Raw genomic sequence first — 14,329 nt, 5'->3', positions numbered from 1 at the left:
TAAGGTCCGAGCCATGACCGATCAGTTCCCCGAAAGCATCTGGGGCTCGCGCACGAATCTGCTGTCGCGCATCGCCAGTCCGTTCGCCGCCACCAAGCTCGGGTCACTGGTGATCCGGAAGCTGACCCCGCTCGACCGGAAGGTGCTGGAACGCACCGCCGGCAAGTACACGATCCTCGGGCCCATCGGCGCACCCGTCATCCTGCTCACCACCATCGGCCGCAAATCCGGCGAACCGCGCACCACGCCACTGCTGTACGTGCACGACGGCGACACGCTCTACGTCATCGGCTCCAACTTCGGCCAGGAACACCACCCCGCGTGGACCGGCAACCTGCTCGCCAATCCGGCCGCCGAGGTCGCCATCGCCGGACAGCACATTCCGGTCACCGCCACCCTCGTCACCGACGAGGACCGCAAGCAGGGCATCTTCGAACGCTTCGCCGAGACCACCGAGGCGTACACCGCCTACCGCAACCGCACCACACGCGACTTGCGGATTTTCGCCCTGACAAGATAGGCACGTGACCGAATCAGCTAACGCGGTGGCCACCGCGGACCTGGCCGACGAGATCGGCCCCGAGATCCGCAGCTGCGACACCCAGTTCATCCAGTTCGGCGGCAACGACACGTTCGCGGGCCGCATCGTGACCATTCGCTGCTTCCAGGACAATCTCCTGGTCAAGCAGACGCTCGGCGAACCCGGCGCCGGCCGCGTGCTGGTCGTCGACGGCGGGGCCAGCGTGCACACCGCCCTCGTCGGCGACATCATCGCCGGCCGCGGCGTCGACAACGGCTGGGCCGGGGTCATCGTCAACGGCGCCGTCCGCGACTCGGCGATCCTGCGCACCCTGCCCATCGGCCTCAAGGCCCTCGGCACCAACCCGCGCAAGAGCACCCAGACCGGATCCGGCGACAAGGACGTACCGGTCGAATTCGGCGGTGTCACTTTCGTTCCCGGCGACATGCTCTACAGCGACCCCGACGGCGTCGTCGTGCGCGCCGAGGGTTAGCACCGACTCCCGGTACCGCAGGTCAGGCACACTCGCGCAGCTTTCAGGGAGCCAACTCTACGGAAACTCACAGGGGGTTTCCCCGGCCGCAACCGCCAAGATGGACTCCGGCGGGCGAAGTCCCCAGAGGTTTTCCGAGAGCGATTGGAGGCTGTGTGCCCGCGTGGAGTGGTGATCAGGCGCTGGTGACCCGAACCTTGTGGCCGGCGAGGACGACGACATCACCGGCATGTAACTGCCGGCCGCGCCTGAACTCGACCTCGTCGTTCACCCGGACCAGACCCTCCGCAATGACGGTCTTGGCTTCCGCACCGGAATCGATGAGGTTCGCCAGTTTCAGGAACTGGCCGAGCCGAATGACATCGTCCTCGATCGGGACATCGACTGGATCCGACATGGGGTACATCCTCACCCGCGGCATCCGGGACTCCAAACCCAGCCCCCGCGACCCTCACGTACCGGGCGGCTCCGAGACACGAACCGGGTTCTGAGTGCACATGGGCAACGGCAACATACACACTGGTGCGGTGACTTCGACGCAGGACCGGAAACACCAGGACAGCGACCACAGACCCGACACCAGGTCGGTCGAGGTACCGCACCGCGGGCACGGCCGCTTCCGCGAAGTACCGCATATCGCCGGACTCGTCCTCGGCATCTTCTCCGTGCTGTGCTTCTGGTGGAGCATCTCCCCCGGCGTCCGCTACATCACCGCCGACCTGCGGCACTACATCGACTCCTATTACTTCGACGCCCCCGACACCTCCCTGGTGTGGGCCCTGGTCGTCGGCCTGCTCGCCGGCGCGACCGCCAGCCGGAAACGCATCGCCTGGTGGCTGCTCGTCGGATACATGGCGGCCTTCGCGCTCGCCAACGCCCTCGACTTCGCCGGCGGTGACGGCGGCATCAACGCGCTCGTCGCCATGTTCGTGCACCTCGCCGTCATCGGCGTGCTGATCGCCGCCTGGGGCGAGTTCTATACGCACGTGCAGCGCGCCGCGGTCTGGCGGGCCGGCGGCGTACTCGCCGGCGGGATCGCCCTCGGCTGCCTGGTCGGCTGGGGACTCGTCGAACTGTTCCCCGGCAGCCTGCCCGACCACGCCGAACGCGCCCTGTGGGCGGTCTCCCGCGTCACCGCCACCATCCTGGTCAGCAACGACAACTTCGACGGCCACCCGCCGCACCCGGTCAACCTGCTGCTCGGCCTGTTCGGCGCGATCGCGCTGCTGGCCGCCATCATGGTGCTGTTCCGGTCGCAGCGCGCCTCCAACGCGCTCACCGGCCTCGACGAATCCGCCCTCCGCGGCCTGATCGAACGCTCCGACGTCGAGGACTCGCTCGGCTACTTCGCCACCCGCCGCGACAAGGCGGTCGTCTTCGCGCCCAGCGGTAAGGCCGCCGTCACCTACCGCGTGGAGATGGGCGTCTGCCTCGCCTCCGGCGACCCCATCGGCATGAAGGAGTCGTGGGGGCATGCCATCGACGCCTGGCTGCGGCTCGCCGACCAATACGGCTGGGCCCCGGCCGTCATGGGCGCCAGCGAACTCGGCGCCACCGCCTACCGCCGCGCGGGCCTCACCGCCCTGCGGCTCGGCGACGAAGCCATCCTCGAAACCCGCACCTTCTCCCTCGCCGGCCCGGACATGAAACAGGTCCGGCAGGCCGCGAATCGTCTTGCGAAGCAAGGCATCACGGTCCGCGTGCGTCGGCACAAGGAGGTCTCGCCGGAGGAGATGCGGGAGGTCATGAAGCGCGCCGACGCCTGGCGCGACTCCGAGACCGAACGCGGCTTCTCCATGGCCCTCGACCGGCTCGGCGACCCGCTCGACGGCGACTGCCTGCTCGTCGAGGCCGTCGACCCGGACGATCGGGTACTCGGCATGCTGTCCCTGGTGCCGTGGGGACGCACCGGCGTCTCCCTCGACCTCATGCGGCGTGACCGCAGCGGCCCCAACGGGCTCATGGAACTCATGATCTCGCGGCTCGCGCTCAGCTCCGAGCAGTACGGCATCACCAAGATCTCGCTCAACTTCGCCGTCTTCCGGGCCGTCTTCGAAGAGGGCGGCCGCATCGGCGCGGGACCTGTTCTGCGCCTGTGGCGTTCGGTGCTCATGTTCTTCTCCCGCTGGTATCAGCTGGAGGCGCTGTACCGCTCCAACGTGAAATATCAGCCGGTCTGGGTGCCGCGCTTCTCCATGTTCGAGGAACGCCGCCAGCTGGTGCGCGTCGCGCTCGCCAGCGCCCTGGCCGAAGGCTTCCTGCCGCGCATCGGCCGCGAACACGACGCCTCCACGCACACCGGTCTGCGACCGTCGGTGCCGCCCACCATGACCGGCCTGCACGCCGACGGCAGCCCGCCGGACCTGCCGCCGGAGGAGCTCGCCGAAGCCGGTCCGCGCCGCCCCGAACAGGTGCGGGTGCGCATGGACAAACTCGACCGGCTCAACGAGCGCGGCATCGACGCCTACCCGATCGCCTACCCGCCCACCCACACGGTGACCGCCGCCCGGCAGTCGCCGCTGGGCACCACGGTGCGAGTCGCCGGGCGGCTCTTGCGGATTCGTGATTACGGCGGCGTCCTCTTCGCGCTGCTGCGCGACTGGTCCGGCGATATCCAGCTGGTCATCGACCGCGGCCGGGTCGGCGCGGACCGCAGCGACGAATTCGGCGAATACTTCGACCTCGGCGACCTGGTCGAGGTGAGCGGCCAGATCGGCCACAGCCGCAACGGCGAGCTCTCCCTGCTCGCCCAGGACTGGCGGATGATCGGCAAATGCCTGCACCCACTGCCCGACAAGTGGCGCGGCCTGTCCGATCCGGAGGCCCGCGTCCGGCAGCGGTACGTGGACATGGCCATCAACACCGATATCCGCGAAGTGATGGCCAAGCGCAGCGCCGTGGTGCGCTCACTGCGAGACACGTTGCACGGCTGGGGTTTCCTCGAAGTCGAGACCCCCGTCCTGCAGCAGGTGCACGGCGGCGCCAACGCCACCCCGTTCACCACCCACATCAACGCCTACGACCTCGACCTGTATTTGCGCATCGCCCCCGAGCTGTACCTGAAGAAACTGTGCGTGGGCGGTATGGAGAAGGTGTTCGAACTCGGCCGCGTCTTCCGCAACGAGGGCGTCGACTACAGCCACAACCCCGAGTTCACGATCCTGGAAGCCTATGAGGCGCACAGTGATTACGAACGCATGATGCACGCCTGCCGCCAGCTCATCCAGGAGGCCGCGCTGGCCGCCAACGGCAAGATGGTGGCGCTGCGCCCGCAGGCCGACGGCACCCTCGCCGAGGTCGACATCTCCGGCGACTGGCCGGTCAAGACCGTGCACGGCGCCGTCTCCGAGAAGATCGGCGAAGTCATCACGCCCGACACCGACGAGGAGAAACTCCGCCTGCTCTGCGACCAGGCCGAGGTCCCCTACCAGCTGGGCTGGGACGCCGGGCAGATCGTCCTGGAGATGTACGAGCACCTGGTGGAATCCGAAACCCAGGAACCCACCTTCTACATCGACTTCCCGACCTCCGTCTCCCCGCTGACCCGGGCGCACCGCAGCATCGCGGGCGTCACCGAACGCTGGGACCTGGTGGCCTGGGGCGTCGAACTCGGTACGGCCTACAGCGAATTGACCGACCCGGTCGAGCAGCGCCGCCGCCTCACCGATCAGTCGATGCTCGCCGCGGGCGGCGACCCGGAGGCCATGGAATTGGACGAGGACTTCCTGCAGGCCCTCGAACACGCCATGCCGCCGACCGGTGGTCTCGGCGTGGGTGTGGACCGCGTGATCATGCTCATCACCGGCCGCAGCATCCGCGAAACCCTCCCGTTCCCGCTGGTGAAGCCGCGCACCTCGGCCTGAGTCGCCGCCAACCTGGGTGTGGACCGGGAAGTGTCCGTGCACACCCAGGGAAAACCCTGATTCGCCGGGCGTATTCGCTGGCTAGTGTGGGATTCGGCCCCGGGAGGAGGCCACCTACCGACGATTGGGGTTCCCATGTACCTAGATGTGCTGCATCAGGCCGCGCTGCTCGATCATTCGACCTGGGCGCATCCCGATACCTGGAATGCCGCGCTGGAGAATGTCGCGTCCCGGCGCAGCAGCCGGCGCGGCGGCAGCTTCTGGATGTTCTCCGCGGTGTGCTGCATCGGGGTGATCGTGCTGATTCTCGGGCTGGTGTACCTGATGACGGGCCGTCGCCGCCGGTAATGGCACAGTGGTGGGGTGCAGTTGATCCTTGTCCGGCATGCCCAGCCGCAACGTGTCACCGAGGTTGCCGGGGCAGCCGACCCGGATCTCACCGAGATCGGGCGTGAGCAGGCCGCGCGGGTGCCGGACGCGCTGGCGCCACACCGGATTTCGCGGGTGGTGAGCAGCCCGCAGTTGCGGGCGCGCGAAACCGCCCGGCCCACAGCCGAAAAGCTCGGCCTGGAGATCGAAATTGTGGACGGGCTGGCCGAATACGATCGGGAACTGCCCGCCTATATTCCGATCGAGGACGCACAACGCGATTTCGCCGAAGTGTACGAACGGATCAAGGCCGGATATCTGCCCGAGCAGATCGACGGCCCGGCATTCCAGCGGCGAGTTTTCGACAGTATCGACGCGATCGTCGCCGCGGCGGGCCATGACGAGACCGTGCTGGTGTTCGCGCACGGTGGCGTCGTGAATGTGCTGTTGCAGGACGTTTTAGGGCTGGCACGACCGCTCACTTTTCCCATCGATTACTGCTCGATCACCCGTGTCCTGTATTCGCGCAGTGGCCGGCGAACAGCTGCCACGGTGAATGAAAACGGGCATGTATGGGACTTGCTGCCGCGAAATCGGACCGCTCGGCCTGACTCTGACAGCTGACTCGCAGCTCGATCCAACGGCGCTCCCAGCGCCGGGCCGTGAGATAGGTATTCGTGAGGCACTGAAAGTGGCTCCGAATTACCACAGAAAGAAGGCTCTGCGATGAACGCTTCTCCGAAGCCCCGCCGCCGTCTGGCTCTCCGGATCGCCGCCGCCGGCGCCCTGGCTGCCGTCCCGCTGGCTTTCGTTGCCATTCCGGCCACTGCCGCCACCCCGGACACCGCGGGCACCCCGGCTCCGGTCGCCGTGCAGCCGGCGGCCGCGCCGGCGCAGGCCACGCTGGTGGACTGGAACGATCACCACGATTGGCACCACCACGACCACGACGGCGGATGGAACAACAACGGCGGGGACAACGGCGGTGGCTGGAACAACCCTGGCGGCCCGCTGCAGGGTCTGCTGCCGGACACCGGCTCCGCCGGCCTCTAGATCCATCGGCTCGGATACGGCGAAGGCCGCTCCCCCTCATCGGGGAGCGGCCTTCCACATTTCCGGGGCGTGCTAGACGCTGCCGGCGATGTAGTTGTGCATCCAGGTGATGGCGGTCTGGCCGCCGCCCACCGGGTAGGTGCCGTAGCTGGTGTGCTTGCCGGTGCCGTAGAACTCCTCCAGCTGGTGCGCGTATTCGCTGTCCGGGCCGTCGGCCAGCTGCGCCTGCAGCATGGGCAGGCCGCCCTGCGCCATCAGCTGACTGACCAGCGGGCCCACCTGCAGCATGCCCTGCCAGACGCCGACCGGGGTGGGTTCCACCCGGGTGAGGAAACCCGCGAAACGGGTGACGAAGTCGGTTTCCTCGGTGGAGCAGTACAGGTCGCCGATGGCGCACACGGTGCGCACCCGGTCGCTGACCCAGCCGAAGCCGGCCGCCCGGGCGCCACCCGCACCCGCGCCGGGCGCGGGAGGACCGACCTGGGCGTCGCTGGGCGACCGTTCTGGATCGGAGATGAGCGCGACGGCGGAAATGCGGTCCGGCGGAACGACTCCCATGCCGGTGCCGATCTCGGAGGCGAGATCGCCGGCGGCGTCGGCGCCCTGACTGTAGCCGGTGATGGCGATCTTGGTGCCGGGGCAGCGGCCCGCGAATTGCTGGATCAGGCCGCGCGCATTGTCGGTGGCTTCCTTGCGGGACTGGGCGTAAGCGTCACCCTCCCAAGGGAATGCGGTCGCCGCGTAGGACACGTAGTCGACCTCGCCGGGCAGGCCGTCGGTGACTCCGGCCAGCATGCCGGGCTTGGGATCGGTTTCGTCTTTACCGGTTTCCCAGGTGCCGGGAATGGCGACCGTGTAGAGGACGGGGCAACCGGATCCGGGATCCGCGGTAGCGGGACCGGTGCCGAGGACGATACCCGACATGAGCACACTCGCCGCTGCCCCCGCAGCCGCGACAATATTCTTCAACCGCATACTGCTCCAGTTCACGCCTTTGTCGAGACATCTTGCCCGTCTCGATTCCCGATCATGGTGTCTTCGCCGCATGACGATCCGGTGCACTCACGGTTAACCCAGGTAACCGACCTGTGTGATATACGCAAAACAGACCGCGTGACCAGATTCGCAACACACCGTCGCCCAGCATAAAGGGGGCTTTCCGCCCCCGCCAGACGAGATCACCAATCCGCCCGATTTATCGCGTTTCGCGTATCCGATCGCAGACCTCGTCGTCCCCGATCCATCCGGGCCGGACCGCAATTCGCCCCGATGGCGGCCCCAGTCAACCACGTGACGCAATTACCCGCCAACCCGGCACCCCGATCGAATACGAAAAAAGGAGAAGGCCCCGGCGGACGAGAGTCCATCGGGGCCTTCCCTTTTCAGTTCGACGCGAAGATCGGCGCGAAGATCGGTACGACCTCGCTCAGCGCTGCGCGACCATGGTCGGGGTGATCGGCGCCGGCAGCGCGGTCTCCCCCTCCAGATACCGGTCCACCGCGGAGGCGGCGGCCCGGCCCTCGGCGATGGCCCACACGATCAGCGACTGACCGCGGCCCATATCGCCCGCCGCGAAGACGCCCGGCACCGTGGTGGCCCAGCCGTTGTCGCGCTTGACATTGCCGCGCTGGTCGTAGCCGACACCCAGATCCTCGAGCAGACCGTTCTTCTGCGGCCCGACGAAGCCCATGGCCAGCAGCACCAGATCGGCCTCCAGGGTGAAGTCGGTGCCCTCGACCTTCTCGAAGCGGCCGTTCACCATCTTCACCTCGTGCGCCTGCAGGCCGGTGACCTTGCCGTCCGCACCCACGAAACGCTCGGTGTTGACGGAGAACACGCGCTCGCCGCCCTCCTCGTGCGCCGAGGACACCCGGTACATGAGCGGGTAGGTCGGCCACGGCGTGGACGTGGCACGCTCCTCCGGCGGCCGCGGCATGATCTCGAACTGGTGCACCGATTCGGCGCCCTGACGGTGCGAGGTGCCGAGGCAGTCGGCGCCGGTGTCACCGCCACCGATGATGACGACCTTCTTGCCGCGCGCGTTGATGCGCGGCAACCCGTCCTCATCCGCGATCCGATCGCCGAGCTGCACGCGGTTGGCGAGCGGCAGGAACTCCATGGCCTGGTGGATGCCGTCCAGGTCGCGGCCCGGGATCGGCAGGTCACGCGCGATGGTGGCGCCACCGGCGAGCACGACCGCGTCGAACCGCTCCCGCAGTTCGGCCGCGGTGATGTCGACGCCCACGTTCACGCCGGCCTTGAAGATGGTGCCTTCGGCCTCCATCTGCGCGAGCCGGCGGTCGATGAACCGCTTCTCCATCTTGAATTCCGGGATGCCGTAGCGCATCAGGCCGCCGATGCGGTCGTCACGCTCGAACACGGTCACGGTGTGACCGGCCCGGGTCAGCTGCTGGGCGGCGGCCAGTCCGGCGGGACCGGAACCGACCACGGCGACGCGCTTGCCGGTGAGGCGGGTCGGGTACACCGGGGTGACCCAGCCCTCGTCGAAGGCGTTCTCGATGAGCTCGACCTCGACCTGCTTGATGGTGACCGGATCCTGGTTGATGCCGAGCACGCAGGACGCCTCGCACGGAGCCGGGCACAGGCGGCCGGTGAACTCCGGGAAGTTGTTGGTGGCGTGCAGGCGATCGATGCCCTCGCGCCACTGACCCTTGTACACCAGGTCGTTCCACTCGGGAATCAGGTTCCCGAGCGGACAACCGTTGTGGCAGAACGGGATACCGCAGTCCATGCAGCGGCTGGCCTGGGTCTGCAGGGTCTCGTGCGAGAACTTCGCCTCGTAGACCTCTTTCCAGTCCATGAGGCGCAGCGGAACGGGACGGCGCTTCGGCAGTTCCCGGCTCGTGTGCTTCAGGAAGCCCTGTGCGTCACCCATTTTCGACTCCGATGAAAATCCGCGCCGAGTTCTTCTCACAGCGAGAAGTTGCGGCGCACTCAACAAATCCGGTGCGTGTCAGGTCAGCCACGTGCGGCCTTGAATGGTCACAGCGCGTCATCGACATGTCCGTGTGCTCCGCATGGTCAGCCACGTGCGGCCTCCATGATCGCGTCGTCGACGTTCCGGCCCGACTTCTCGGCCTCGGAAATGGCGAGCAGGACCTTCTTGTAGTCGCGCGGCATGATCTTCACGAACTTGGTCACCTGCTGCGACCATTCGCCCAGGATGCGTTCCGCGACAGCCGAACCGGTGGTGTCGCGGTGCGCGGCGATGGTGTCGTGCAGCCACTGCGCGTCCTCCGAGGACAGCTGCTCCGGATCGACCATCTCGGTGTTGAGGTGGGCCTCGAAGGTGCCGTTCGGGTTGTAGACGAACGCGATACCGCCCGACATACCGGCGCCGAAGTTGCGGCCGGTCTCACCGAGGATGACCACGCGGCCACCGGTCATGTACTCGCAGGCGTGGTCGCCCACGCCCTCGACCACGGCGGTGGCGCCCGAGTTGCGGACGGCGAAGCGCTCGCCGGCCACACCGCGGATGAAGGCCTGGCCCGAGGTGGCGCCGAACAGGATCACGTTGCCCGCGATGATGTTCTGCTCCGCCACGAACTGCTCGGAGGCGTCGGCGGACGGGCGCACGATCAGGCGTCCACCCGAAAGACCCTTGCCGACATAGTCGTTGGCGTCGCCGAACACGCGCAGCGTGATACCGGCCGGGACGAACGCACCGAACGAGTTACCGGCGGAACCGGTGAACGTGATGTCGATGGTGTCGTCGGGCAGGCCGACGCCGCCGTACAGCTTGGTCACTTCGTGGCCGAGCATGGTGCCGACGGTGCGGTTCACGTTGCTGATCTTGGTTTCGATCTTGACCGGCTTGCCGCGCTCGAGCGCGTCCGCGGCCTGCGCGATCAGCTCGTTGTCCAGGGCCTTGTCCAGACCATGGTCCTGGCCCTTGGTGTTGCGGCGGTCCTGCAGCATGAACGCCGTCTCGACGTCGTCGAGGATCGGCGACAGGTCGAGCTTGGCGGCCTTCCAGTGCGACTTGGCGGCGGTGGTGTCGAGCAGGTCGACCCGGCCGATGGCCTCGTCCAGGGTGCGCAGGCCCAGCGCGGCCAGCAGCTCCCGCACCTCTTCGGCGATGAACAGCATGAAGTTCTCGACGAATTCGGGCTTACCGGTGAAACGCTCACGCAACACGGGGTTCTGGGTGGCGACGCCGACCGGGCAGGTGTCGAGGTGGCAGACCCGCATCATGATGCAGCCCGAAACCACCAGCGGCGCAGTCGCGAAGCCGTATTCCTCGGCGCCCAGCAGGGCGGCGATCATGACGTCGCGACCGGTCTTCATCTGACCGTCCACCTGCACCACGATGCGGTCGCGCAGGCCGTTGAGCAGCAGCGTCTGCTGGGTCTCGGCGAGGCCGAGCTCCCAGGGACCGCCCGCGTGCTTCAGCGAGGTGAGCGGGGACGCACCGGTGCCACCGTCGTGACCGGAGATGAGCACCACGTCCGCGTGCGCCTTGGAGACGCCCGCGGCGACGGTGCCGACGCCCGGCTCCGCGACCAGTTTCACGTGAATCCGCGCCTGCGGGTTCGCGTTCTTCAGGTCGTGGATCAGCTGCGCCAGATCCTCGATCGAGTAGATGTCGTGGTGCGGCGGCGGCGAGATGAGGCCGACGCCCGGCGTCGAGTGCCGCACCTCGGCGACCCACGAGTACACCTTGTGCGCCGGCAGCTGGCCGCCCTCACCGGGCTTCGCGCCCTGCGCCATCTTGATCTGGATGTCGGTGCAGTTGGTGAGGTAGTGCGAGGTCACGCCGAAGCGGCCGGAGGCCACCTGCTTGATGGCGGACCGGCGCCAGTCGCCGTTCTCCTCCGGCTCGAAGCGGGCCGGATGTTCGCCGCCCTCACCGGAATTCGAGCGGCCGCCCAGCCGGTTCATGGCAATGGCGAGCGTCTCGTGCGCCTCGGCCGAAATCGAGCCGTAGCTCATCGCACCGGTCGAGAACCGCTTCACGATCTCCGAGGCCGGCTCGACCTCGTCGATCGAAATCGGGTTCCGCGCTTCGGACTTGAACTTGAACAGGCCACGCAGCGAGGCCAGCCGCTCCGACTGATCGTCGACCAGCTTGGTGTACTCCTTGAAGATCGAGTACTGCCCCGTGCGGGTGGCGTGCTGCAGCTTGAACACCGTGTCCGGGTTGAACAGGTGGTACTCGCCCTCACGACGCCACTGGTACTCACCGCCGATCTCCAGCTCGCGGTGCGCGCGCTCGTTGCGGTTCTCCAGGTACGCGACCCGGTGCCGCTGCGCGACCTCGCCCGCGATGTCGTCCAGGCCGATACCGTTCAACGGCGAGTTCAGGCCGGTGAAGTACTCGTCCACCAGTTCCTGCGACAGGCCGACGACCTGGAACAGCTGCGCGCCCCGGTAGGAGGCGATGGTGGAGATGCCCATCTTGGACATCACCTTCAGCACGCCCTTGCCGGCGGCCTTGTTGTAGTTGTAGACGGCCTTGTCGTAGTCGGCCACCAGGTCGCCGGTGCTGCCCGGCATCTTCAGCGCGCCGCGCTCCAGCATGTCCTCGATGGACTCGAAGGCCATGTACGGGTTGATGGCCGCCGCGCCGAAACCGACCAGCATGGCCATGTGGTGCACCTCGCGGGCGTCACCGGCCTCGATGACCAGGCCCACCTTGGTGCGGGTGCGTTCCCGGACCAGATGGTGGTGCACCGCGGCGGTCAGCAGCAGCGACGGGATCGGGGCGAGCTTCTCGTTGGACTCGCGGTCGGACAGCACGATGATCCGCGCGCCGCCGTCGATGGCCGCCGAAACCTGCAGCTGCACGGCCTCGATGGCCTTGCGCAGGCCCTTGCCGCCCTTCTTGACCGGGTACAGGCCGTGCACGACCACCGAGCGAAGCTCGGGCCGCGAACCGTCGTCGTTGATGTGGATGAGCTTGTTGAGCTCGTCGTTGTCCAGGATCGGCTGGGTCAGCGTGATCTGATGACAGGAGTCCTGGTTGGGGTGCAGCAGGTCGGCCTCCGGGCCCACCATGCTGCGCAGCGAGGTCACGACCTCTTCGCGGATGGCATCCAGCGGCGGGTTGGTGACCTGCGCGAACAGCTGCGAGAAGTAGTCGAACAGCAGCCGCGGACGCGATGACAGCACCGCGATCGGGGTGTCGGTGCCCATCGAGCCGAGGGCCTCGCCGCCGGTCCGCGCCATGGGCGAGATCAGCAGGTTCAGTTCCTCGATGCTGTATCCGAAGATCTGCTGGCGGATGAGCACGCGGTCGTGCGACATGTGCACGTGCGGGCGGTCCGGCAGATCGTTCAGCTTGATCGGCCCGTTGTCCAGCCATTCCTGGTACGGGTGCTCGTTGGCGAGCTGGGTCTTGACCTCGTCGTCGCCGATGATGCGGCCCTGCGAGGTGTCGACCAGGAACATGCGGCCGGGCTGCAGGCGGGCCTTCTTGACGATCTTGGCCGGGTCGATATCGAGCACGCCGACCTCGGACGCCATGACGACGAGACCGTCGTCGGTGACCCAGATGCGGCTCGGGCGCAGACCGTTGCGGTCCAGCACCGCGCCGACCACGGTGCCGTCGGTGAAGCACACCGAGGCCGGGCCGTCCCACGCTTCCATGAGGAAGGAGTGGTAGCGGTAGAAGGCGCGGCGGGCCGGGTCCATGGACTCGGCGCGCTCCCAGGCCTCCGGGATCATCATGAGCACGGCGTGCGGCAGGCTGCGGCCGCCGAGATGCAGCAGTTCCAGCACCTCGTCGAAGCGCGCGGTGTCGGAGGCGCCGGGGGTGCAGACCGGGAAAATCTTGTCCAGGCGGTTGTTGCCCTCGTGGTCGACACCGAAGGCATCGGACTTCAGCAGCGCCTCGCGGGCCCGCATCCAGTTCTCGTTGCCGGTGACGGTGTTGATCTCACCGTTGTGGGCGACGCGGCGGAACGGGTGCGCGAGCGGCCAGGACGGGAAGGTGTTGGTGGAGAAGCGGGAGTGCACGATGCCGAGCGCGGATTCCACGCGCTCGTCCTGCAGGTCCAGGTAGAACGCGCGCAGCTGCGGCGTGGTGAACATGCCCTTGTAGACGAAGGTCTGGCCGGACAGGCTCGGGAAGTAGACCGATTCCTTGCCCAGGTTGCCCTCGCCGGCACCCGCCTTGCCGAGCTCGTGCTCGACGCGCTTGCGGATGACGTAGGCGCGGCGTTCCAGATCCATGCCGGAGAGCTGCTCGGCGGCAGTCTTCGGGGAGGCGATGAAGATCTGCCGGAAGGTCGGCATCGCGTCGCGAGAGAGGGCGCCCAGCGACGATTCGTCGATGGGAACCTCGCGCCAGCCGAGGACCTCGAGGCCCTCTTCACGAACGATCTTCTCGACTCCGTAGCCGGCGCGGGCTGCCTCACGGCGGGCCTGCGGCAGGAAGGCGATACCGGTGGCGTACGAACCTTCGGCGGGGAGCTCGAAGTCGACGACAGCACGGAAGAACTTGTCCGGGAGCTGGATGAGGATGCCTGCGCCGTCGCCCGAGTTGGGCTCGGCTCCGGCTGCGCCTCGGTGCTCCAGGTTCAGCAATGCCGTAATAGCCTTGTCGACGATGTCGCGGCTGCGGCGGCCGTGCATGTCGACGACGAATGCGACACCACAGGAGTCGTGTTCGTTCGCCGGGTCATAGAGCCCGCGGGGTCCGTGCCCATAACCGGCACCGCCGGCGGGGGACCTGTGGCCAGGAAGTTGCGTCATGCCTCTGCCTTCACAAAAAACAGGCCTTCGAAGAATGCGGCCTTCGTCGAATGCCTCCGTCTAGACTGCGCCCGGACGTTTCGGAGACCAGCGGCGCTGATGGCCATCCCGTGCAGTCAACTCTCCAGTTGTCCACCCGCTTCGATGACGTAGTCGGGTGCTCGGCGGTAACTCAGTCCTTACGTGCTGGCTACCTTCCGCGCCGTGCTCGCCCACTAGGCTGAGCGCCGGTGGGCCTCTGACCGATATGGGGAGATATGCCGAGCTTGTGTAGTTCGGCGTAAGAGCAAACGATAAGTCAGGACTGGAGCCCAA

At 67.3% G+C, this 14,329-nt stretch carries 10 protein-coding genes; 6 read left to right on the top strand and 4 right to left on the bottom strand.

The genetic code is table 11. The features are described 5' to 3' along the window. Positions 1–13: 13 nt before the first annotated feature. Complete coding sequence (locus ACIP5Y_RS32715; protein ID WP_400356054.1) at positions 14–520, top strand: nitroreductase/quinone reductase family protein; 507 nt, start codon at positions 14–16, stop codon at positions 518–520. A gap of 4 nt (positions 521–524) precedes the next feature. Further along, a complete protein-coding gene (gene rraA / locus ACIP5Y_RS32710) occupies positions 525–1,013 on the top strand; it encodes a ribonuclease E activity regulator RraA (RefSeq protein ID WP_400356053.1) in 489 nt (162 codons plus the stop codon). A gap of 175 nt (positions 1,014–1,188) precedes the next feature. Here rraA and ACIP5Y_RS32705 read toward each other — a convergent pair whose 3' ends face one another. Further along, the gene (locus tag ACIP5Y_RS32705; protein ID WP_397008033.1) at positions 1,189–1,410 is read right to left on the bottom strand and encodes an RNA-binding S4 domain-containing protein; all 222 of its coding nucleotides are present in this window, start codon (positions 1,408–1,410) and stop codon (positions 1,189–1,191) included. Between the two features lie 130 nt (positions 1,411–1,540). Between ACIP5Y_RS32705 and lysX the strand changes: the two genes are divergently transcribed. The 4 genes from lysX (at position 1,541) to ACIP5Y_RS32685 (ending at position 6,298) form a co-directional block, all read left to right on the top strand. Beyond that, positions 1,541–4,876, top strand: coding sequence for a bifunctional lysylphosphatidylglycerol synthetase/lysine--tRNA ligase LysX (lysX, locus tag ACIP5Y_RS32700; protein WP_400356051.1), 3,336 nt, complete (start codon positions 1,541–1,543; stop codon positions 4,874–4,876). Positions 4,877–5,011: 135 nt separating this feature from the next. Then, positions 5,012–5,224: a hypothetical protein gene (locus ACIP5Y_RS32695; RefSeq protein ID WP_400356049.1), complete on the top strand. Its 213-nt coding sequence runs from the start codon at positions 5,012–5,014 to the stop codon at positions 5,222–5,224. 15 nt (positions 5,225–5,239) lie between these two features. After that, positions 5,240–5,869, top strand: coding sequence for a histidine phosphatase family protein (locus ACIP5Y_RS32690; protein ID WP_400356047.1), 630 nt, complete (start codon positions 5,240–5,242; stop codon positions 5,867–5,869). 102 nt (positions 5,870–5,971) lie between these two features. After that, on the top strand, positions 5,972–6,298 hold the full coding sequence (locus tag ACIP5Y_RS32685; RefSeq protein WP_400356045.1) for a hypothetical protein: 327 nt from the start codon (positions 5,972–5,974) through the stop codon (positions 6,296–6,298). Between the two features lie 72 nt (positions 6,299–6,370). Here ACIP5Y_RS32685 and ACIP5Y_RS32680 read toward each other — a convergent pair whose 3' ends face one another. The 3 genes from ACIP5Y_RS32680 to gltB all read right to left on the bottom strand — a co-directional run bounded on the left by ACIP5Y_RS32680 (position 6,371) and on the right by gltB (position 14,014). Further along, a complete protein-coding gene (locus tag ACIP5Y_RS32680) occupies positions 6,371–7,273 on the bottom strand; it encodes a cutinase family protein (protein ID WP_400356043.1) in 903 nt (300 codons plus the stop codon). A 451-nt stretch (positions 7,274–7,724) separates the two neighbouring features. Next, positions 7,725–9,194, bottom strand: a complete 1,470-nt coding sequence (locus ACIP5Y_RS32675; RefSeq protein WP_400356041.1) for a glutamate synthase subunit beta — start codon at positions 9,192–9,194, stop codon at positions 7,725–7,727. Between the two features lie 146 nt (positions 9,195–9,340). Further along, positions 9,341–14,014, bottom strand: a complete 4,674-nt coding sequence (gene gltB, locus ACIP5Y_RS32670; protein ID WP_400356039.1) for a glutamate synthase large subunit — start codon at positions 14,012–14,014, stop codon at positions 9,341–9,343. Between the last annotated feature and the right edge of the window lie 315 nt (positions 14,015–14,329).

Source organism: Nocardia sp. NPDC088792, from assembly GCF_044750615.1.
Taxonomy (GTDB): Bacteria; Actinomycetota; Actinomycetes; order Mycobacteriales; family Mycobacteriaceae; genus Nocardia.
Note: the sequence above shows the minus strand (reverse complement) of the source record. Positions and strands in the feature narration are given on the sequence as shown.